Here is a 22,470-nt window from a genome sequence, read left to right on the forward strand (position 1 = left end):
ATAGCTTACGGTCTTTAATAATACATTTGTCTTATGAAAGGTGTTGTTGTACAAGTTTATTTACAAGTGCTCCATCTGCTTTACCTTTAACTTTCGGCATAATGGCAGCCATTACTTTACCCATATCGGCTTTAGATTTTGCACCTGTTTCAGCAATCGTCTCTTGAACGATTTTTGAAACCTCTTCTTCAGATAGCTGTTTAGGCATATATAATTCGACGAACTGAAGTTCAGAACGAATTTTTTCAACAAGATCTTCACGACCTGCTTTATCAAATTCATGGAGGGAATCCTTGCGTTGTTTAACTTCGCGAGAAAGGACAGTAAGCTCTTGCTCCTCGGATAAATCTGCTCCAAGCTTAATAGCTTCATTTTGTATCGAAGCTTTAATCATCCGAATTACAGTAAGCTTATCTTTTTCTTTGTTCCTCATCGCTTGTTTTATATCCTCATTTAAACGTTCGAGAAGACTCATTCAAACACCCTCTCTTACCACTTACGTTTTCTTGCAGCCTCAGACTTTTTCTTACGTTTAATACTAGGCTTTTCGTAGAATTCGCGCTTTCTTGCTTCTTGCAAAGTACCAGTTTTAGAAACTGTACGTTTAAAGCGACGAAGAGCATCTTCAAGCGATTCGTTTTTACGAACGACGGTTTTAGACATTCTCTTTCCCTCCCTCCGAGCACAACACACTTACATCAACATGGTTTTTCCATGTACTTTGCAATTATAATATAACAGCGATTAGAGGTCAACTGTTATTAGCCTTTAACAGCAGTGTTTTTCAAGCTAATAGTAGTAAAATCCCAGATAAACGTGAATGCAAATTATTTTTCATGTAAAGGCATGTCCTTCCACCCGATTCCATACAAATAGAGTAGGGGGTGAGAGCTTGACCCAGCTAATTCTATTTATTGTATTTATTGGGTTATTTATTTATGGAATGACTTTACTAAGGTTAGGTCTGTTCAATTTATCTGCTGATGCATTAAAAATATGGCTGACAAAATTAACTGATTCACCATGGAAAGGCTTATTAGCTGGAATTGTCATCACTTGTATTCTACAGAGCAGCTCGGCAGTTATGGTCATTACGATAGGACTTATTTCTACAAGATTGCTTTCATTCCCTCAATCTATTGGGATTATATTAGGAACGAATATTGGCACCACTTTAACTACAGAATTAATTACATTTGATATTGAACCATTCCTTGCACCCATTGCTATAATTGGAGCGGCTTTTCTTTTTCTTGGGAAGAAAAATCTTCGAAGTATTGGGCTAATTCTTCTTGGTATTGCGTCTGTATTTGCAGCCATGGGTGGTTTTGAATATTTAGCGGGTCCTCTAAGAACGATTGAATTCATTGATGAGTTGCTTATTTCATTAGATAGTAGTCATATATATAGTATTTTTGCAGGGACTTTTATTACTGCTATCATTCAGTCCAGTACCGCTACAACCGGTATCATAATGGGTTTCCTTACAAATGGAGCAATTGAATTAGATACTGGAATAGCGATCATGCTAGGTTCGAATATCGGAACATGTGTAACAGCTTTTCTAGCTTCAATTGGTGCTGGAAAAGAAGCTAGACTTTCAGCTTATGCCCATATTTGGCTAAATATTATCGGTGTGGTTGCATTCTATCCATTCATCGGAATACTCACAAATATTGGAATTCATTTAGCTAATAACCCTGATTTACAGCTTGCACATATAGGTGTATTATTTAATGTCATTTCTTCTCTTATTGTACTTCCTTTTGCAGCGCCATTTGGGAGGCTAATCATTCGAATCCATGATCGCTAATCTATTCACTTATGGTGTCAGCCATTGGTGTCAGGCACCGTAAAAGGACACTTTTCCTTGTTTGTCCACGACTGGTGCCTGCCACCATAAAACATAAACTTTCCTGTTAGCTAAAAAAAGCACTCTTATTGTTAGAGGTGTCTAACAATAAGAGTGCTTTTAATATACGACATTTTTTTAGTAATCTGAATCGCTTGTTAAACCATTCACGATGGCTGCACCAGAGCTTGCTCCAATTCTAGTAGCCCCAGCTTTAATCATCTTTGCAGCGTCTTCTGCACTTCTTACACCACCAGAAGCTTTAACTCCAATTTCGGGGCCTACCGTTTTTCTCATAAGGGCGATATCTTCAACCGTCGCTCCGCCAGTAGAAAAGCCTGTTGATGTTTTAACAAAATCTGCTCCAGCTTTAACCGATATTTCGCATACTTGGATTTTTTCCTCTTCAGAAAGCAAGCAAGTTTCAATGATAATTTTAGTTAAAGCTTTTCCTTTTGCCGCATCTACAACAGCTCGAATATCTCTTTCAACTAATTCGATATCTCCGCCTTTTAATGCCCCTACATTAATGACCATATCTACTTCTGTAGCACCATTTTCGATCGCATTTTTCGTTTCAAATGCCTTTGTTTCAGGCGTTGAAGCACCTAAAGGAAAACCGATAACTGTACAAACTTTTACTTCTGTTCCAGCTAGTAATTCACTTGAAAGCTTTACCCATGTTGGATTAACACATACTGATGCAAAATTATATTCCTTAGCTTCTGCACAAATTTTTTCAATTTGATCTTTTGTTGCTTCTGCTTTTAACAATGTATGATCGATCATTTTCGCAATTGATTTTGTCATTTTATTAATCTCCCTTCAAACAAACTAGTTGTCCGTACCTCTCACATCATATCATGTCAACATAAAAATAGCGAGAAGGAAAGCAGCATTTTTCAATCCAACACAAGCTTTATCTAGCTTATTTTTACCATTAAAAAAGGAATTACTCTATTGTAATTCCTTCTTTAATATTCCTATTATACCGCTGTTTCTTCGCAATTAGCTATTTCATCTAGTACTCGTACAAACTGTCCTTCGTTATATGGATAACCCGCTTTATTAATTTTCACTTTTACAATTTGTCCGACCATTTCCTCCGTTGCTGGAAAAACGACTTTTAAATAATTATCGGAATACCCAACATACAAACCGCTATTTGCTTCATCCTTGTATTCTTCCTCAGGAATTACTTCGAGAACTTCGCCTTCAAATTGGGAAGCATATTCTTTAGCAAGCTGATCAGATAATGATATTAATCGATGTACACGATCATTTTTTACTTCTTCATCAATTTGGTCTTCCATTCTTGCAGCTGGTGTACCTGTACGTTTTGAATAAGGGAAAACATGCAGCTCTGAGAATTTATGCTCTTTAATAAAATTGTATGTTTCCATAAATTCTTCTTCTGTTTCGCCCGGAAAGCCTACAATTACATCTGAAGTAACAGCTAATCCCGGAAGCGCCTCTTTTAAACGATCTAATCTTTCAGCAAAGAATTCCATCGTGTATTTTCTACGCATTCTTTTTAATACTGTATTTGAGCCAGATTGAAGTGGGATATGAAGATGTCTAACAACCATATTAGATTGATTTATTACTTCTATCACTTCGTCAGTAATTTGACTCGCTTCTATTGAAGAGATTCTTATACGCTTCAATCCCTTCACCTGCGCTTCTAAATCTCTCAGTAACATGGCAAGATTGTAATCCTTCATATCTTCACCATAGCCGCCCGTATGAATTCCTGTTAAGACAATTTCTTTATAGCCAGAATCTACGAGCTGCTGGGCCTGACGAATAACCTCTTCTGGATCTCTGGATCTCATTAATCCACGTGCCCAAGGAATGATGCAGAATGTACAGAAGTTATTACAACCTTCTTGGATTTTTAACGAAGCACGAGTACGATCAGTGAAGGCAGGCACATCAAGCTCCTCGTATACCCGATTCTTCATGATATTTCCTACTCCATTAATCGGCTGACGCTCCTCTTTATATTGCTCAATGTATTCAAGCATCTTCACTCGATCTTGTGTTCCAACGACAATATCTACACCTGGAATTGCCATAATCTCAGCAGGAGATGTTTGTGCATAGCAGCCAGTTACACAAATAACAGCATTTGGATTTTTTCTAATCGCTCTGCGAATCACTTGACGGCTTTTCTTATCACCAGTATTTGTAACTGTACAAGTATTAATAACATAAACATCTGACATAGATTCAAAATCTACTCGTTCATAGCCTGTATCTTTAAACAATTGCCAAATAGCTTCTGTTTCGTAATGGTTGACCTTGCAACCAAGTGTATGAAATGCAACAGTAGGCATATTATTTCACTCCATTAATTCAAAATGATAGGAAACAGCTGATAAAGCATAAAGAGGTGCTGTTTCAGTTCTTAATATACGAGGGCCTAGTCCGCAAGATTGAAAGCCGTGTTCACAAAATAGTGTAACCTCTTGATCGGTTAGCCCGCCTTCAGGTCCGAATACAATCATAAGTGACTGGCCATGTTTTATTTCTGTTAAGGTTTTCCCCAACACAGACTTTTCCCCTCGCTTAGCATCCTCCTCAAAAGCAATTAATCTATAGTCATAGCCCTCACTTGCTTTTATCAATAATTTTATATTTTGTGGGCTCATTACTTCAGGAAGACTCGTGCGATGAGACTGTTCTGCGGCCTCTTTGGCGATTTTTTGCCAGCGTTCTATTTTTTTAGCACCCTTTTTCTCATCCCATTTTACTACTGAGCGTGCTGAAATAAAAGGGATAAACCGATGAGCTCCAAGCTCAGTACCCTTTTGAATAATCCATTCCAGCTTATCCCCTTTAGGCAGTCCGCTCACTATTGTTATATTAATGGGCAATTCTGAGGACTCTTCTTCCCATTTTACAACTTCTGCAATCACTTTTTCATCGGTAATTTCTACAATTGAACAAATAGCGCTTGATTTCATAGAATCAACACAGATAAGTCGATCACCTTTCTTCATTCTCATAACACGAACGATGTGATGGTAATCATCATTTGAAATGGTAAAACAATTATCATTTGCAGATTGATTGACAAAATAACGCTGCAAAATCAGCACCTACTTTTCAATTTAAATAACTTATAAAGAAAACTCGCCGATTGGCGAGCCTTGGAAAGGCGAAGACAGAGGCGTAGTTGCACTTATCACGCTCATACATGCCACGTCCTCCCAAAAGCTTCTCTTTTGGTCGTGCGATGTATCTCTGACGAAGCTTTCCTTATCCTGTGGCATTCGCCCGACTAGGACATCCTCGTAAAAGCTATCGCTTTTCCTTCGTGCGATGTTAATCGCTATCGAAGCCTTCCTTGTCCTGTCCGTCGTACTTAATACCTAAAATTGGCAACTGCGTCGAATAATCTTCTGCGCTGGCAATTTATACTTTCTTAACGTGTTAGAAAAACTTAGCATTTGCCAAGTTCTTATGGCAAATGCTAAGTCCTATTGTCTTCTTCCGATAATGGCTACCCAATCTTCCATTTGAATCGTTTCTTCAATGATAAAACCGGCCTCGGTCATTGCATCCTTAACATCCTGCTTTTTCTGTTGAATAATACCAGAAGCGATAAAATAACCGGATTTTTTAACTACAGAAGCAACATCATCCGTAAACTTAAGGATTACTTCTGCTAATATATTTGCAACAACTATATCTACTTCATCTTTTACGCCATCTAGCAAATTATTTTGTGCCACGCTGACGACATGATGAACTTTATTCAATTCAATGTTTTCCCGCGCAGAGTTAACAGCCACCTCATCAAGGTCAAGAGCAGTTACTTTTTCAGCACCAAGCATAGCAGCAGCAATACTCAAAACGCCAGATCCAGTACCAACATCAATGATACTATCATCCTTTTTCACTGTTCTTTCTAATGCTTGAATACACATAACGGTTGTTGGATGGGTTCCAGTTCCAAAAGCCATACCAGGGTCAAGCTCTATGATTAATTCATCACTAGATACAGATGTGTACTCTTCCCACGTAGGTACTATAGTAAACTTTTCAGAAATTTTTACTGGGTGATAATACTTTTTCCAAGCTGTTGCCCATTCTTCTTCATTTACTTCACTAATGCTAATATCATTTTTGCCAATATCAATATTATATAAGAGAAGATTATTGATCTCTTCTTTAATTTCATCGACTGTTTCAGCAAGGAAGCTATTTACAGGCAAGTAAGCTTTGACGATTACACCATCTTCGGGATAGTCTAATGGATTGAGCTGGTAAATTTCACCGAATTGATCTTTTCTTTCTTTTACAAGTTCATATGGATCCTCAATAACAACTCCGCTTGCTCCGGCTTCATGCAAAATATTCGAAATCGGTTCGACTGCCTCATTTGTCGTATGGATACTGATTTCTGACCATTTCACTGCTTCCCAACTCCATTTCCATTAATCGCCTTTAAATGCACGTTTTACTTTATTAAAAAAGCTTTCTTCTTGTTCGCCTTGAGGTGCTTGCCCACTAATCTCTGCAAATTCATGAAGCAATTGCTTCTGTTTTTCAGATAACTTTGTAGGAGTAACAATTCGGACGATGATATGCTGATCACCTTTTCCGTATCCCCTTACATTCGGGATGCCTTTTTCCTTTAAACGGAATTTTGTCCCAGTTTGTGTACCTGCTGGAACCTTTAATTTTATCTTTCCATAAAGGGTAGGGACTTCAACTTCATCCCCTAAAGCAGCTTGAACGAATGTAATTGGCATTTCACAATACACATCATCTCCATCACGCTCAAAAAATTCATGAGATCGTACATGGAAAACGACATAAAGATCTCCTGATGGACCACCATTTACCCCTGGCTCTCCCTGCCCAGTTACACGCAGCTGTTGTCCATCATCAATCCCTGCAGGAATTTTCACCGAAATTTTTCGGCGTTTCTTCACTTTACCAGTACCACTGCACGTAGAACATTTATGTTTAATCTGCTTCCCTGTTCCGCCGCAATGATGACATGCTCTGCGATTAACAATTCTTCCAAATGGCGTGTTTTGCTCAACATTTATTTGACCAGAACCATGACAATGGCCACACGTATCAGGTTTTGTTCCAGATTTTGCACCTGTTCCATTACAAGTTTCACACGTTTCTTCACGCGGAATTTCAATTTCGGTTTCTTTACCAAAAACTGCGTCCTCAAAAGATAAGGTCATTGTGTATTGTAAATCAGAGCCTTGTCTAGGTGCATTTGGATCCCGTCTACGTGAACCACCGCCTCCAAAGAAGGTACTGAAGATGTCTTCGAAGCCGCCGAAACCTTCAAAACCACCACCGCCAAACCCTTGATTAGGGTCTGTATGGCCAAACTGGTCGTAATGAGCCTTTTTTTGATCGTCGCTTAATACTTCATAGGCTTCTTTTACTTCTTTAAATTTTTCATCTGCACCCGGTTCTTTATTAATATCTGGGTGATACTGTTTGGATAGCTTTCTATAAGCCTTTTTTATTTCATCCTTGGATGCACTTTTACTGACACCAAGGACTTCATAGTAATCCCTTTTACTCATGATTACCACTCCCCGAATCTTTTCACATGAAAATTATTTTAACACTCTCTTAGCAAAAATAAAAGCCAAAGCCAAGAATACCCTGACTTTGACTTAGAAAAGCGGAAGTGCCTTCGGAACAATCAAAGATCAATTGTTCCTGCGATGATTACTCGCAGAAGCTTTCCTTTGTGCTCAGGGGCGACAAGCATAAGACAAGCCGACGAGGAGGTTGTTATTTAACCTTCTTGACGGATTGGCTTAGACCCGAGAGCCCCTAGGCGCTGAAGCTAGACAACACCTATTAACATAAACACTATTGACTTATTTATCGTCTTTAACCTCTTCAAATTCTGCGTCAACTACATTGTCATCACTGCTTTTTCCGCTATCTTGTCCTTCTGCGCCTTGAGCAGCTTGAGCTTGCTTAGCAGCATCTTCGTAAAGCTTCATTGTTAAAGCTTGAACGATTTCTTGCAGTGCATCCTTCTTTGCTTTGATTTCTTCTAAATCATTCTTTTCAATCGCAGCTTTTAAAGCATCCTTCGCTTCATTTGCTTTAGCAACTTCAGCTTCGTCCACTTTGCCTTCAAGGTCTTTTAATGTTTTTTCAGTCGTAAAGACTAGCTGATCTGCTTCGTTTCGTAGCTCCACTTCTTCCTTACGCTGCTTATCTGCTTCTGCATTTTCTTCAGCTTCTCTAACCATTTTATCAATTTCTTCATCAGTTAAGCCTGTAGAAGATTTAATTGTAATAGCTTGCTCTTTATTTGTGCCAAGGTCTTTCGCACGAACATTCACAATACCGTTTTTATCGATATCAAAAGAAACTTCGATTTGAGGAATTCCTCTTGGTGCAGGAGGAATATCGCCTAATTGGAAGCGTCCTAAAGTTTTATTGTCTGAAGCCATTGGACGTTCCCCTTGAAGCACATGAATATCAACTGCTGATTGATTATCAGCTGCTGTAGAGAATACTTGTGATTTAGAAGTTGGGATTGTCGTATTTCGGTCAATAAGCTTTGTAAATACACCACCCATTGTTTCAATACCAAGTGATAGCGGTGTAACGTCTAATAGAACAACATCCTTAACGTCACCAGAGATAACTCCACCTTGGATCGCAGCTCCCATCGCTACTACTTCGTCAGGGTTAACTCCTCTATGAGGTTCTTTACCTGTTTCTTTTTTAATAGCCTCTTGTACAGCAGGGATACGAGTAGATCCACCAACAAGTATTACTTTGTCGATCTCAGAAGGGGATAGGCCTGCATCCTTTAATGCTTGACGAGTTGGTCCCATTGTTCTTTCAACTAACTCACTTGAAATCTCATCAAATTTAGCTCTTGACAATGTTACTTCAAGGTGAAGCGGACCTGCTGCACCAGCAGTAATAAACGGCAAGGAAATTTGTGTTGATGTTACACCTGAAAGATCCTTTTTCGCTTTTTCTGCTGCATCCTTTAAACGTTGAGCAGCCATTTTATCTTTGGATAGGTCAATGCCATTTTCTTTTTTAAATTCTTCAACTAAATAGTCAATAATCACTTGGTCGAAGTCGTCTCCACCTAGACGGTTATCACCCGCAGTTGATTTAACTTCGAATACTCCGTCTCCAAGTTCAAGAATGGAAACGTCAAATGTTCCGCCCCCAAGGTCATATACAAGGATCGTTTGATCTTCATCAGTTTTATCCATACCATAAGCTAAGGCAGCAGCTGTTGGCTCGTTAATAATACGCTCAACTTCTAAACCTGCAATCTTACCTGCATCCTTTGTAGCTTGACGTTCAGCATCATTAAAGTAAGCTGGTACTGTAATAACAGCTTTTGATACTTTTTCTCCAAGATAATCTTCTGCATATGATTTTAAATATTGAAGAATAATCGCTGAAATCTCTTGCGGTGTATATTCCTTACCTTCTGCTTCAACTTTATGAGCTGTACCCATATGGCGTTTAACAGACATAATCGTATTTGGATTTGTAATAGATTGGCGTTTTGCTACTTCACCAACTTGGCGTTCGCCATTTTTAAAAGCAACAACAGAAGGTGTTGTACGGTTTCCTTCTGGATTTGGAATAACTTTTGCTTCTCCGCCTTCTAATACGGAAACACATGAGTTTGTAGTCCCTAAATCGATTCCAATAATTTTGCTCATGTTTTTTTACCTCCCCAATTTATGTAATTATTGATTAACTTTCACCATTGCTGGACGAATCACTCTGTCCTTTAAAATATAGCCCTTTTGAAATTCTTCTACTACAGTATTTGATTCAAATCCTTCAACCTCCACTTGCATAACTGCCTGGTGGATATGAGGGTCAAATTCTTTTCCAACTGATTCTATTTGCTCTGCACCTTCATTTTTAAGAGCTTCTAATAGGCTGCGGTAAACCATTTCCATCCCTTGAAGGACAGATTTGACTTGTTCACTATCAGTCTCCATTTGAAGTGCTCTTTCAAAATTGTCAATAGCAGGTAATAAATCAGAAATTAACTTTTGTGCTCTATATTTTTCAGACGCTTCTATATCTAATCTTGCTCTACGTCTAGAGTTATCAAAATCAGCCTGAAGACGGATATATCGATTTTCAGCATCTGCTAGCTTTGCTTCCAATTCAGCTGATTTATTTAGTGCTTCCTTTAGTTGCTCTTCAAGGGAAACTTCTTCTGGTTTATCATTAGAAATTTCTGCTTCCTCAGAACCTACAGCATCAGCCGCTTCCAACTCTTCATGTTCCATTGTCTCTTCGTTTAAAATGTTTTTTCCATCTGCCAACTTTTTCACCTCCCCATAAGAATATTTAAACTCCTGATATAGTGAAACTTCCATCAGTGGGAGTTTTTCGACGCACAGGACGTGCTAGTGCCGAAGTTGCCACAGAACGCGGCGTTCTTAGTCGGCCTTCATCCCCCACTGATGGTTAGTTGAACCAATCGGGCCTTTACGGGCAGTTGATCCCCCTCTTAGGTTTCTTTGATTCTCTCGCAACCTTAAAGTGAGGGTCTTACTGCCCGTTAATCTGCGATAAATCTATAACAGACATAGGGAAAGGGATGGAGATCAATCATATTGCCCCATCCTTAATCAATATTTCCAACGTCAATTTCTTTGATACAGTTTCGTCAAAACAGATGACAAGTCTGTACTAATATAATCTAATAGACTAATGACTCGTGAATATTCCATTCTTGTCGGACCTAATATGGCAATCGTACCTAGCTGTTCTGTTCCAATAGAATAGGTAGCTGTAATTAAACTGCAATTTTCCATCGCAGAATTTTTATTTTCTTTACCTATTTTAATATTGATCCCAGTCTTATTTTTTCGAATGAGATCATAAATACTATCTTCCTGTTCAATCATTTGCATCAAACTTTTAATTTTATCTAAATCATGGAACTCTGGCTGGCTTAGCATATTAGATTTCCCGCCAAAGAATAATTTTTCATGTACAGGAATTTTGAGCGAATCGGCAATTGAATGAAGAATGTAATCGTAATTATTAATATGCTGCCTTAAAAGAATTGCAACCTCTTTATACATTTTGTCATTCAAGCTTTCAATTGGTACACCTGATAGGCGATCATTTAAGATATTTACTAATTTTTCAAGCTCATTTGCATCCATCGATTCTGGTAATTGAAACATGCGATTTTCTACTAGTCCTGAGTCAGTTACGATAATGGCTATTGCAGTCTGATTATTTAATGGGACAATCTGAATTTTCTTCAATTTATTGTCCTTAACAGCCGGCCCCAAAACAATTGAAGTATAATTTGTAAGCTCAGATAAAATCTTTGCTGATTTTTGCACAATCTTTTCTAGCTCAAAAATTCTTTCAGCGAAAATCGATTTTAGCTCGTGAACTTCATGCTGATTTAGTTGTTGAGGAGAAAGCAAATGATCCACATAATATCGATACCCTCTCTCCGAAGGAATTCTTCCTGATGAGGTGTGTGTTTTTTCAATAAACCCCAGCTCTTCTAAATCAGCCATTTCATTACGGATAGTCGCAGAGCTAAATGCTATTTTGTCCTTTTTCGACAAACTTCTTGAACCGACTGGCTGCGCAGATTGAATAAAATCATCAACAATTACTTGAAATATCAATAATTGGCGATCAGTCAACACAGTTATCACCTCTGTTAGCACTCCATGCTCGTGAGTGCTAATTCTATTAATAAATTATCAAATCAAGAGTTTTGTGTCAATAAAAAACGATTTTACTTCAAAAAAGATTGAAACACTTCATTTCCTAGGAAACGACCTTTTTTCGTTAACTGAATAAAATTGTCTGATACCTTAATTAATTCACGATCAATAAGCTCTCTCAATTCCTTATTAAATAATTCAAGCGGATTTTCTGCAAATTTCCCTATAAATCGAGAAATGGATACACCATCTGTTTTTCGTAGTCCTAAAAACATTTCCTCTTCTATTTGCTCTTTTACTGTCACATGATGCTTTTCAATAATCGGCATTTTCCCTTGACTCAGAGCTTCCATATATTTTTTTAGTGGACCATGATTAGAAATACGATTGCCATTCACATATCCATGAGCACCTGCGCCAAAACCGTAATACCATTCATTATTCCAATAGGTTAAATTATGCCTGCTTTGATAGCCAGGTTTGGAAAAGTTGCTAATCTCATATTGCCTGAATCCGTGCTTATCCATCTCTTCCATTAATAATTGGTACATCTCAGCCTCAATATCTTCTCCAGGTGTTGGCAGCTGACCTTTTCTCATTAAATTATAAAAAACAGTTTTTGGCTCTATGATTAAAGAATACCCAGAATAGTGCATGATATTTAACTTAAATGAGGTTTCGAGTGTTTCCTTAAAATCCTCTAATGTTTGTCCTGGCAAACTATAGATAAGGTCAATACTAATGTTTTCAAAGCCCGTACGTTTAGCCGACTCTACTGAGTGAAAGACATCCTTTGCACGATGAGCTCGTCCAATTCTCTTTAATAATTCATCATTAAACGTTTGCACACCGAAGCTAATTCTATTAACACCAGCATCATATAAAATCTTTAGCTTCTCTTCAGACAAGTCCCCTGGGTTGGCTTCAAAAGTAAACTCTGATTCTTCGCTATACGGCAAATGCTCCTTAATCATGCTGCATAACTTTTCTAGCTGGCGTTCATTTAATGCAGTTGGAGTTCCGCCACCAATAAAAATCGATTGTAAGTGATCAGTTGGTGTTTCATGTAAGGTTAGCTCCATCTCTTTTCCTAGTAAATCAAGGTATTCATCTACTGGCTGTCCTTGTAGATAAAATTTATTAAAATCACAGTAATGACAAATATGCTCGCAAAACGGAATATGAATATATGCTGCTTTAATCAAATTCTCACAACCTTTTATTAAAAACTAATAAAGTGAAACTTCCATCAGTGGGGGTTCTCTTTCATCCCCCACTGATGGTTAGTTGAACCAATCGGGCCTTTACGGGCAGTTGATCCCCCACTTAAAATTCTTTGATTCTCTCGCAACCTTGAAGTGGGGGTCTTACTGCCCGTTAATCTGCGATAAAGTGAAAAAAAGAGGCTAGACTTGCTTTTACTAAAAAAGCATATCCGCCCCCCATACAAATCAATTTTATTTTTTCTTCGACGCAGTATCATCCATTTTCAACACAGCCATAAATGCTTCCTGTGGAACTTCAACAGACCCAACCTGCTTCATACGCTTTTTACCTTCTTTTTGCTTTTCTAAAAGTTTTCGTTTTCGGGAAATATCACCGCCATAGCATTTAGCCAATACGTTTTTCCCCATTGATTTAATCGTTGAACGCGCAATAATCTTCTGACCTATTGCTGCTTGAACAGGAACCTCGAATTGTTGACGAGGGATTAGTTCCTTTAGTTTTTCTACGATTACTTTTCCACGCTCATATGCAAAATCCTTATGAACAATAAAGCTCAACGCATCCACTTTTTCCGCATTTAAAAGAATATCCATTTTCACAAGTTTGGAAGGCTTATAGCCAATTAATTCATAGTCAAAGGAAGCATATCCTTTTGTATTTGATTTAAGCTGATCAAAGAAATCATATACAATTTCAGATAATGGTATTTCATACGTAATATTTACACGCGTCTCATCCATATATTGCATATCAATAAAGATTCCGCGCTTTTCCTGGCAAAGCTCCATGATCGCCCCAACATAGTCATTTGGTGCCATCATTTTTGCTTTTACATACGGCTCTTCAACTCGATCAATTTTTTGTGGATCAGGCATTTTGGATGGATTATCAATTTTAATATTTGACCCATCTGTCAGAATCACATCGTATATTACACTTGGAGCTGTAGTAATTAAGTCAATTTTGAATTCACGTTCAATACGCTCTTGAATAATTTCCATATGAAGCAGACCTAAAAATCCGCAGCGGAAACCGAATCCGAGTGCTTGAGACGTTTCAGGCTCAAACTGAAGGGCCGAATCATTTAATTCTAGTTTTTCAAGCGCATCGCGCAGATCATTAAACTTCGCACTGTCAATTGGATATAATCCGCAATACACCATTGGATTTAATCTGCGGTAACCAGGGAGAGCTTCAGTTGCCCCATTCTTAGCATTTGTAATTGTGTCCCCAACCCGTGTGTCGCCGACATTTTTAATTGAGGCAGTTAAGAACCCAACATCACCAACTGTCAGCTCGTCAAGGACTTGTGCTTTAGGTGAAAAGACACCTACTTCAACAACTTCAAATTCCTTGCCTGTTGCCATCATTCTAATTTTGTCCCCGGCTTTTACAGTTCCCTCAACTACCCTAATATAGGCGATAACACCTCGATAGGCATCAAACAATGAGTCGAAAATGAGGGCTTTTAATGGAGCGTCTGGTTCCCCTGTTGGAGCAGGCACTTTCTCAACTACCTGTTCTAAAATTTCCTCGATCCCAATTCCTGCCTTTGCAGAAGCAAGGACAGCTTCTGAAGCATCAAGACCGATCACTTCTTCAATTTCATTTCGAACACGTTCCGGATCTGCACTTGGAAGGTCAATTTTATTAATAATCGGTAAGATTTCAAGATCATTATCAAGCGCTAAATATACATTCGCCAATGTTTGCGCTTCAATTCCTTGTGCAGCATCTACGACAAGAATTGCCCCTTCACAAGCAGCAAGGCTACGAGACACCTCATAGGTAAAATCGACATGCCCAGGTGTATCAATGAGATGGAATGTATAAACTTCGCCATCTTTTGCTTTATATTTTAATTGAACGGAATTTAATTTTATCGTAATCCCACGTTCTCTTTCTAAATCCATGGAATCTAGAAGTTGATTTTTCATTTCCCGTGAAGTTAAAGCATTTGTTTTTTCCAAAATACGGTCAGCTAAAGTCGATTTTCCATGATCGATATGTGCGATGATGGAAAAATTTCGAATTTTTGATTGTCTTTTAAGTCTTTCTTCTCTATTCATCATTTCACTCCTACTAAGAAAAACGCAAGCGCCTTCATTCCCCTGACAAGACAGGGCCTAAATTTGTCAACATGCACTATTTTTTGATTATAGCAGTCCGTTTATGAAGATTCAATGCTAGTACTAGAGAATGAGTTCGGTTTTTTTCAAAAATAAAAAACGGCTATTAAGCAGCCGCTAATTACCGTTTATGAGATCGGTTAAGAAAGTAATCGTGGATTCTGATAGATTTGAAATACCTTCTGAGAGCTTTTTGCCTACTGTTGAAAAGAAATTAAAGGCTTTCATCTCTTCAAGTTTTTCCTTTTTTTGCTGAAGATCATGGCTAGATATATCCTTTCCAAGAATGGATGCTTGCACCTGTCCATCCTTTCCATCTTGAAAGGCGAATGCCCCTTTAAGATTAGAATCATGATAGCCCTTCATATTTTGAATGCCTTCATTTGCCTGCTGCATCCCGAATAGAACAGCCATGAACATGAGAGAGACGAGTAAAAAACTTTTAAGCATAAACCATTTCATAACCGATCACCTATCTTTTTTATTTCTTTTCATCCTGTCCATTTACCGGATTATTAACCTCTTCTGCCTGCCAAAAGAATTCACTGAATACATCTGCTAAAGCCTCTGCCGAACGATTTAATTCTTCAAATGTATTATCTACACCGCCAAATTCTATTAGAATGGCGTTTCCTGATAAATCTTGATTGTAAATACCGTTATTACCCGGGCCTTGCTGTGGCAAAATCCCCCTGCTTAAACCTTTATACTTTTTATCTAGTCTTTTATGCAGTTCATTTGCTAAGCGTACATTCTTTTCATAATTTAGGTTATCAGTTCCAATAATAAAGGCTAGTTTCGCATAAGATTTTCCGTTTATATCTAATGTTGTATACTTTTTCCTCTTAGAATCGCGGTGAATATCGATTAAATAAGATAAATTTCTATCACCAGCTGTAGCGGCTTGTACAACTGAACGAGATTCTTGATAGGATCGTGGATATTTCCAACCTTTCTTAACAAGATTTCCTTGAACATCCGTTTTATCAACTGTTGTCCCAATGCCTTTTCTTTCAAGCTCTTCCTTCAGTTTATCTCCAATCTTTGTTACGTTTACTTTGGAATGATGCGCAAAATCTGGATTAGTCACTCCTTTTAAATACGGAAGAAAGGATTCTCTGTTATGAGTAAAATAAACATACACTACCTTCCGATCCCCAGTCGTATTTAATGGTTTCCCTGAAGATTCCTCTCCAGACGGATTATCTAAATTCTCAATATTTTGCAGTGTTGCTTCTTGCTCTGCCATTAAAATCTCTTGGGGTGGAGCAGATTCAAAAGGCATATTTGTATAATTAGTTCCCTCACCAGCAACAATTATTTCCTTATCATAAATAGAAAAGTACGGTAATTCATTTCCTAGTAAGCTCCTTGGATCATCTAAATTAATATTGGTTGAAAGCTTAAAAAAAATATTCGTCAAGGTTGGAGAATTAGACGAATCATCCATTCCCTTTGTAAAATGGTGATTCTCCCAACCGAGAAAATGATAGAGCATTTTTCCCGTTATTTTATTTGCTGCAGTATTCACTGAAGAAGAGCTGAGTCTGTATTCGGGTTTTAAAGACGTCAAAACACCACTTATAGAAAAAATCATCAATAGAAACAAGAGAAAGCCGCCTATTATTTTTATAAAGGTTGTCCCTTGTATAAAAACAATGTGTCCATTTGTTTTTAAAGGTTTCATCTTTCCACCCCTCTTTGCAAGTCTAGTAATTCATATGACTTTGCTAGGAAAGATAGAACAGAAAAAAATTATCTTGTGTAAAATCCAGCGTTTTTTTGATTAACATTATGATGAAGTGCTGCGTTTAACCCATTGGCTAAGAGATTTGCCATATCTTCTATAAATACATCAACTTCTTTCGGTGTCACCATCAGATTATGCCCAAGGGGAGATAAAACCTCGTATATTAATTTTCTTTTTTCTTCTTCAGGCAATGTTCCGATCATGCCAAGAAATGTCTTTTTATGATGTTCCTCAGGTAAATCTTCTTCTGTTAGCTTTCTACGTTCACCAAAGCTCATTCCAGCGGGAGCTAATGCTCTAGATGGCCTGTCTCCCTCCCGCATTTCTTTCCCAAAATGTTTTAAGATATAGTCAATCGTATCACTCGTAATTGAAACAGCATCCACCACTGTCGGCACACCAATCGCAATCACAGGAATTCCAAGCGATTCCTTGCTAATTTCTTTTCGTTTATTCCCTACACCTGAACCAGGATGAATGCCAGTATCCGAAATTTGAATAGTAGAATTAACCCTTTCGATTGAACGAGATGCAAGTGCATCAATGGCAATAACGAAGTCTGGTTTTATTTTTTCAACAATACCAAGTATAATATCGCTCGTTTCTATTCCTGTAAGCCCCATAACTCCTGGTGCAATGGCACTTACCGGTCGATATCCTTCTTCTACACTTTCGGGCTGCAGTTGATAGAGGTGGCGTGTGACAAGCAGGTTCTCACATACTTGAGGCCCTAATGCATCCGGTGTCACATTCCAATTACCTAAACCAACAACTAAACAGGAGGCGTCGTCTGTAATTCCAAGATTCTTCAAAAACTGAGAAAGCTCCATCGATAATAATTCAACAACCTTTTTTTGCATCACTGTATCTTGCTGCCGAATCCCAATGGCTTCAATTGTTAAATATTTCCCTTCCTTTTTTCCTATGGATTTTGCTCCCTCTTTTGTCACCTCAACGTATGATACTTTCATATCATCCTCTTCTTTTTCCTTTATAATAACCCCTTCTAATTGTGAAAGGTTTTCCTGCTCCTGGACATGTTTCTTACGATCATCTATGACCATTTCACGAGCTTCAATGGCTAAATCTGTTCTAATCGAGTATTTACTTAAATCCAATGATTCTTCCATATAGAACCCCTCGCCTTTTGATTAATAATATGCTTTGCATTCATTCTTGTTATTCGAACATGAATAACCACTAAAAACAGGTATCTATGTCCTATCCTTTCCTTTTTCTAGCAGAAACATTCCTATTCATTTGGCTAAGAGATTTTCTTTGCTCCATTGTAAGGATGGCTAATCCTTTAGCAATTTGTAAGCTGAGTATTGCAATATAACCAAGTGTTTGATAAAATATCACTTGTTCTTAATAATTGATTGTTAATGAATGTGAAAGTCGAGTTTATATAATCTCGATGCTGTTTTTGCGGGAGGTGAATGGAATGCCAAACATTAAATCTGCTATTAAGCGTGTAAAAACAAACGAAGCTAAAAACGCTCAAAACACTATTGCTAAATCTGCAATGCGTACAGCTGTTAAAAAGGTTGATGCTGCTATCGTAAATAACGATGCTACTGCTGCAAAGGAAACTTTCGCTGCTGCTGCTAGTAAACTAGACAAAGCTGCTGCTAAAGGTCTTATCCACAAAAACGCTGCTGCTCGTAAAAAGTCTCGTTTAATGAAAAAAATGAACACTTTAAACGCGTAAGTTTAAAGGTGATGGCTATCTTAAATAGATAGCCTTTTTATTTTGAAAAAAAAAACGACCTGATTTGGTCGTTTTTCCATTCATATTATTTGTGATGTAAACGGAATAAAAACATTTCAATGAGCAATTCCTTATTCATTCCACCCGTTTTCATTTGATAATCTGTTTCAGCTAAGCTTTTCATAATGTGTGTGAGTTCTTTATCTCCGAAGACATTGGCTTGTCCTGCGGCTAGCTTAATTCGAAATGGATGAACTTTTAAATGTCCTGCAATTTGCTGCTGACCGTATCCTCTTCTGGCGAGCTCCTTTACCTGATAAATAAGCCTAAATTGTCCAGTAATAATCGATAGGATTTTTATCGGCTCTTCATTCTGTTTTAGTAAATCATAATAAATCCTTAATGCCTCTTCGATTTTGCGGTTAACAATTTTATCAATTAGCGTAAATATATTCTGTTCTAACGAACGAGAAACTAAATTTTCGACCATATGTACATTAATTCCATTACCTGCACCAGAATATAATGCCAGCTTATCAATTTCACTCGTTAGCATAAATAAATTTGTCCCAGCTAGAGACAGTATTAATTCGACAGCTTCCTCTTCTATTTCCACATGATTTAATGCTGCGCGTTCTTTAATCCAAGATTTTAGCTCTACTTCGTTCAACTTTTTTGCTTCTAGGATTGCAGCATTTCTTTTTAATTCTTTTGTAATCTTTTTTCGTTCATCCAATTTCTCATAAGGTGCAATGAAAACAAGGACAGTGAAAGGAGAGGGTTCTTTAATATACGCCTCCAATTTAGACAAATTATGCTCGACTTTTTCCTTCGTCTTTTCAGAGGTTAAGAAAGCAGGGTTTTGTAAAAAAATTAGTTTTCTTTCTCCCATAAAAGGAAAAGTTTCAGCATCTTCAAGAGCTACATCAATAGGCGTTTCTTCTAAATCATAGGAAAAAAGATTAAAATCCATTTCTTCCTCATTCAACAAATGATTGATTAAATGCTGCCTTGTTTCATTAATAAGAAATGATTCCACTCCGTATAATAAATAAATAGGAGCAAACTTTTTAGCTTTTATTTGTTTCCATAAATCAAAAACCACTGAATTTCGCTCCGTTCACATTAGGATACTTTACCTTTTATCCTAAAGAAGCTTGGGCGTTTTGACAAGTACAAAGGGAATTGACACGTATCCATTTAACCAAAGTGCCAATTCCCCCATCTATAATGAACGTCGTAAATTGAGGCCTAGGATACTCAAATCACGACGGTGCATCACCGTATGAATATTGTTGCCTTACAATTGTAACTTATTTGTGACAACTCTTGTCATCTAAGGAAAAGCCACGAGGAAAGCTAGATTTTTTTTTTTGAATCGCTTATACTAAAAGGCGAGCCTTCCATCAATTTACACATTGATGGTTAGTTAGTTCGGAATGTTATGGGCAGTTATCCTACTAGCTATTTGACATCCATCACTTTGGTGTTGGGATAATACTGCCAATTAATGTAGGAAATAGGAGGGGTAGACTGTGAACGAATTTGAACAAAATGTCCAAAGTAAAAGAAATGATGCTGTCGACTCTGGAGTAGGCTTTTTCGTATCTTTTGGATTCTTCGCAACATTATTTATTATTGCAACAGTCGTTAAAGTTGTAGGTTCATAAATCTACATAGAATGGAATGTACGGAGGCTGCATACAATGCAGCCTCTTTTCATTTTCTGATTAATATATCTTATGGGAGCTGCTTGTAAAAGGTTCCAGCATTCCCTTTAAAAATATAAGAAATCTCTCCATGCTCGTCTGTTCGTAAAATTTTTATTTTCCTTTCATTTAGATTGTTTAGCACTTCGCGATTTGGGTGGCCATATCGATTATTTTTACCTGCTGAGATCACCGCTAGATTAGGCTGAATATGATCTAAAAACATAGGGGAGGTTGATGTTTTACTGCCATGATGGCCAACCTTTAACACATCAATATTCAATTTATGATAGCGAGTCATTAATTTTTCCTCTCCACTCGCTTCTAAATCACCAGTAAATAGCCAATTTAAACCTCCGATATTGGCAAATAAAACAATTGATCCGTTATTTTTTTCTACCTCCAATTCAGGATATGGAGATATTATTTTAAATACATTTATTCCATTCTTCCAGCCTTGCCCACCTTTAACAAAATAAAATGGAATATTCTTCTTTTTTGCAGTCAGTAATAAATTTTTTTCTAGTTCTGATAGATCATCCGTTTTTGGAAGAAGAATTTCTTTAATTTTTAACTCTTCAGCAACTTGTTCTGCACCTCCGATATGATCCGCATCTCCATGTGTCAAAATAAGCTTATCTATCGTTTTGATCCCCTTACTTTTTAAAAAAGGAACGACCACATCTTTGCCAACTTCATATTGTTTCTTTCTTACTTTCCAATCATCAATATTAAATCTCAAGGTCCCCCCTGTATCAATCAAATAATTTCCTTTCCCATGTGGAAGTTTTATCAGTATACTGTCTCCCTGCCCGACATCAATAAAAGTTATTTCACCATATGGAGAGAGTATAGGAACTAACGCATGTAATAAAAAAATAACAAGAGGAAGAATTTGAATTTTTAGGAACCACTTTATTTTGAATTTCCTCTCCCATAAAGAAAAATACAATGGAATGATTAGAATATAGAGGAATAAAATCAGCAAACCTGGCCTTCCAAGAATAATTGTTGCAAACGGGAGCTGCGCAAACCATTTAGCTGCAAAATCCATCCAATAAATGATGTAGTTCATTATGGAAATGAGGAAATAAATATTTGCACCGAATAATAAATGTAAAAGAAAGAGAATAAAAATAGCAGGTAAAATGAGAAAGGAAAATAGCGGAACAAAAAGCACATTAGCAAAAATGGAGATTATTGAGACTTCATAAAAGTAAAAAAACAAAATAGGGGTAGCTGCCAATTGGCATATAAATGATGTTACAAAGATTAATGCAAATGAATGTGTACACCTTTTTAATATGATTGGAGCAGAAAGAATAAGTGAAAAGCTAACACTAAAAGAAAGCTGAAACCCTACATTATAAATGACAAGAGGCGAAAAGAAAGTATACACCATAAAGACAATGCCGAAGATATCAATTGTTTGAAGTGAAAAATGATTGCCCCACTTTTTTAACAAAAAAAAGATCATCATCATACAGACTGCTCGGATTACAGAAGGAGAAGCACCTGTTATTAAGGCATAGCACGGCAAAAACAATAGTAAAGCCGAAATCATTTTTTCCCTCGAGATACCAATTCGTATGCCTAGATAATAAATCATCCCAGTAAGCATGCCGACATGAAGACCAGAAATTGCCAATAAATGAACAATTCCAAGCTTTTGATAAGAGGCTAACACATCCTCATCCATTAAATTTCGATCACCAAAGAGCAGAGCTACTGCTAAAGGTGCACTTTCCTTCGGGAAGTTATTTTGTACGTATTCAATTCCTTTTTGCCTAATAGAACGAAAGAATGAAAGAGGGGACTTCTTTTGAGGACTACATTTAGAGAGGGATAGATGCTCAACTTTTAATATCCAATACATTTGATTTCTTTTTAAATATTCCTTATAGTTAAAGGCATTTTCATTTGTTGATGTTATTGGTTCTTCTAATGTGCCACTTAATTGACAAGCAATTCCAGTTTTCAAATGTTTCGAAATAGCTTCCTTTTCTTTTTCCGTTTTTATTTTATATGAGAGGATAAGCTTTTCTTTATATACAAGCTCCTTTACAGTTGCAGAAAAACGATCCCCATCAACTTTCAAATTTTCTTCAAAGCGAACAATAAAATTAGTTTCTTGAGGCGGTAATCGTGTCTTATTACCCTTTTCAACCATCTCACTTCGGATAAAAAACACAAAAAAAATAAAACTTATTAAAATAAGCATCCTCTGAGAAAAGCCTTTCTTTTTATATAGAAAAAGAATGATCAGGATAAAAAAAATTACAAAAATAAGCACATTTACAAAAGCAGCTAATATTCCTATTAGAGAAACGAATGTAAAATAAATCCATCTTCCTTTCATTATTGGGTTCTCCTTCAATAAAATACTTA

The 22,470-nt window shown here is 37.1% G+C and carries 20 protein-coding genes; 3 read left to right on the top strand and 17 right to left on the bottom strand.

Annotated elements, in window-relative coordinates; all coding sequences use genetic code 11:
• Positions 1 to 31: 31 nt before the first annotated feature.
• On the bottom strand, positions 32 to 475 hold the full coding sequence (locus FSZ17_RS16320; RefSeq protein ID WP_057771616.1) for a GatB/YqeY domain-containing protein: 444 nt from the start codon (positions 473 to 475) through the stop codon (positions 32 to 34).
• Between the two features lie 14 nt (positions 476 to 489).
• Positions 490 to 663 carry a 30S ribosomal protein S21 gene (gene rpsU, locus FSZ17_RS16325; RefSeq protein WP_057771617.1) on the bottom strand — a complete coding sequence of 58 codons (174 nt, stop codon included), beginning with the start codon at positions 661 to 663 and terminating at the stop codon, positions 490 to 492.
• Between the two features lie 229 nt (positions 664 to 892).
• Here rpsU and FSZ17_RS16330 point away from each other — a divergent pair, with 229 nt between their 5' ends.
• On the top strand, positions 893 to 1,813 hold the full coding sequence (locus FSZ17_RS16330; protein ID WP_057771618.1) for a Na/Pi symporter: 921 nt from the start codon (positions 893 to 895) through the stop codon (positions 1,811 to 1,813).
• Between the two features lie 177 nt (positions 1,814 to 1,990).
• Here the strand turns inward: FSZ17_RS16330 and deoC are convergent, their stop codons facing one another.
• The 13 genes from deoC to gpr form a co-directional block, all read right to left on the bottom strand.
• Positions 1,991 to 2,662: a deoxyribose-phosphate aldolase gene (deoC, locus tag FSZ17_RS16335; RefSeq protein WP_057771619.1), complete on the bottom strand. Its 672-nt coding sequence runs from the start codon at positions 2,660 to 2,662 to the stop codon at positions 1,991 to 1,993.
• Positions 2,663 to 2,838: 176 nt separating this feature from the next.
• A complete protein-coding gene (gene mtaB / locus FSZ17_RS16340; protein WP_057771620.1) occupies positions 2,839 to 4,191 on the bottom strand; it encodes a tRNA (N(6)-L-threonylcarbamoyladenosine(37)-C(2))-methylthiotransferase MtaB in 1,353 nt (450 codons plus the stop codon).
• Between the two features lie 6 nt (positions 4,192 to 4,197).
• Entirely contained in the window at positions 4,198 to 4,947 is a 750-nt protein-coding gene (locus tag FSZ17_RS16345; protein ID WP_057771621.1) for a 16S rRNA (uracil(1498)-N(3))-methyltransferase, read from the bottom strand.
• A gap of 390 nt (positions 4,948 to 5,337) precedes the next feature.
• On the bottom strand, positions 5,338 to 6,276 hold the full coding sequence (gene prmA, locus FSZ17_RS16350; RefSeq protein ID WP_057771622.1) for a 50S ribosomal protein L11 methyltransferase: 939 nt from the start codon (positions 6,274 to 6,276) through the stop codon (positions 5,338 to 5,340).
• Positions 6,277 to 6,297: 21 nt separating this feature from the next.
• Entirely contained in the window at positions 6,298 to 7,419 is a 1,122-nt protein-coding gene (dnaJ, locus tag FSZ17_RS16355; protein ID WP_057771623.1) for a molecular chaperone DnaJ, read from the bottom strand.
• A gap of 303 nt (positions 7,420 to 7,722) precedes the next feature.
• A complete protein-coding gene (gene dnaK / locus FSZ17_RS16360) occupies positions 7,723 to 9,558 on the bottom strand; it encodes a molecular chaperone DnaK (RefSeq protein ID WP_057771624.1) in 1,836 nt (611 codons plus the stop codon).
• A gap of 27 nt (positions 9,559 to 9,585) precedes the next feature.
• On the bottom strand, positions 9,586 to 10,143 hold the full coding sequence (gene grpE / locus FSZ17_RS16365) for a nucleotide exchange factor GrpE (RefSeq protein WP_057772341.1): 558 nt from the start codon (positions 10,141 to 10,143) through the stop codon (positions 9,586 to 9,588).
• Positions 10,144 to 10,503: 360 nt separating this feature from the next.
• Positions 10,504 to 11,535, bottom strand: coding sequence for a heat-inducible transcriptional repressor HrcA (gene hrcA / locus FSZ17_RS16370; protein WP_057771625.1), 1,032 nt, complete (start codon positions 11,533 to 11,535; stop codon positions 10,504 to 10,506).
• A 92-nt stretch (positions 11,536 to 11,627) separates the two neighbouring features.
• Positions 11,628 to 12,761, bottom strand: a complete 1,134-nt coding sequence (gene hemW / locus FSZ17_RS16375) for a radical SAM family heme chaperone HemW (protein WP_057771626.1) — start codon at positions 12,759 to 12,761, stop codon at positions 11,628 to 11,630.
• A gap of 252 nt (positions 12,762 to 13,013) precedes the next feature.
• Positions 13,014 to 14,852 (bottom strand): translation elongation factor 4, encoded by a 1,839-nt coding sequence (gene lepA, locus FSZ17_RS16380; protein WP_057771627.1) that lies wholly within the window; start codon positions 14,850 to 14,852, stop codon positions 13,014 to 13,016.
• 177 nt (positions 14,853 to 15,029) lie between these two features.
• Complete coding sequence (locus FSZ17_RS16385; RefSeq protein WP_057771628.1) at positions 15,030 to 15,374, bottom strand: YqxA family protein; 345 nt, start codon at positions 15,372 to 15,374, stop codon at positions 15,030 to 15,032.
• 19 nt (positions 15,375 to 15,393) lie between these two features.
• A complete protein-coding gene (spoIIP, locus tag FSZ17_RS16390) occupies positions 15,394 to 16,599 on the bottom strand; it encodes a stage II sporulation protein P (protein ID WP_057771629.1) in 1,206 nt (401 codons plus the stop codon).
• A 68-nt stretch (positions 16,600 to 16,667) separates the two neighbouring features.
• Positions 16,668 to 17,792 (bottom strand): GPR endopeptidase, encoded by a 1,125-nt coding sequence (gene gpr / locus FSZ17_RS16395; RefSeq protein ID WP_057771630.1) that lies wholly within the window; start codon positions 17,790 to 17,792, stop codon positions 16,668 to 16,670.
• Between the two features lie 314 nt (positions 17,793 to 18,106).
• Here gpr and rpsT point away from each other — a divergent pair, with 314 nt between their 5' ends.
• Positions 18,107 to 18,373 (top strand): 30S ribosomal protein S20, encoded by a 267-nt coding sequence (gene rpsT / locus FSZ17_RS16400; RefSeq protein ID WP_057771631.1) that lies wholly within the window; start codon positions 18,107 to 18,109, stop codon positions 18,371 to 18,373.
• A gap of 85 nt (positions 18,374 to 18,458) precedes the next feature.
• On the opposite strand, the gene holA is transcribed toward rpsT, so the two are convergent.
• Positions 18,459 to 19,478 carry a DNA polymerase III subunit delta gene (gene holA, locus FSZ17_RS16405; RefSeq protein WP_057771632.1) on the bottom strand — a complete coding sequence of 340 codons (1,020 nt, stop codon included), beginning with the start codon at positions 19,476 to 19,478 and terminating at the stop codon, positions 18,459 to 18,461.
• A 430-nt stretch (positions 19,479 to 19,908) separates the two neighbouring features.
• On the opposite strand from holA, the gene FSZ17_RS16410 reads away from it, so the two are divergent.
• Positions 19,909 to 20,043, top strand: a complete 135-nt coding sequence (locus tag FSZ17_RS16410; RefSeq protein WP_082625242.1) for a YqzM family protein — start codon at positions 19,909 to 19,911, stop codon at positions 20,041 to 20,043.
• 70 nt (positions 20,044 to 20,113) lie between these two features.
• Here FSZ17_RS16410 and FSZ17_RS16415 read toward each other — a convergent pair whose 3' ends face one another.
• Positions 20,114 to 22,441 (bottom strand): DNA internalization-related competence protein ComEC/Rec2, encoded by a 2,328-nt coding sequence (locus tag FSZ17_RS16415; RefSeq protein WP_057771633.1) that lies wholly within the window; start codon positions 22,439 to 22,441, stop codon positions 20,114 to 20,116.
• Positions 22,442 to 22,470 lie beyond the last annotated feature (29 nt).

The organism is Cytobacillus dafuensis (assembly GCF_007995155.1).
In the GTDB taxonomy this organism is placed as follows: Bacteria; Bacillota; Bacilli; order Bacillales; family Cytobacillaceae; genus Cytobacillus; species Cytobacillus dafuensis.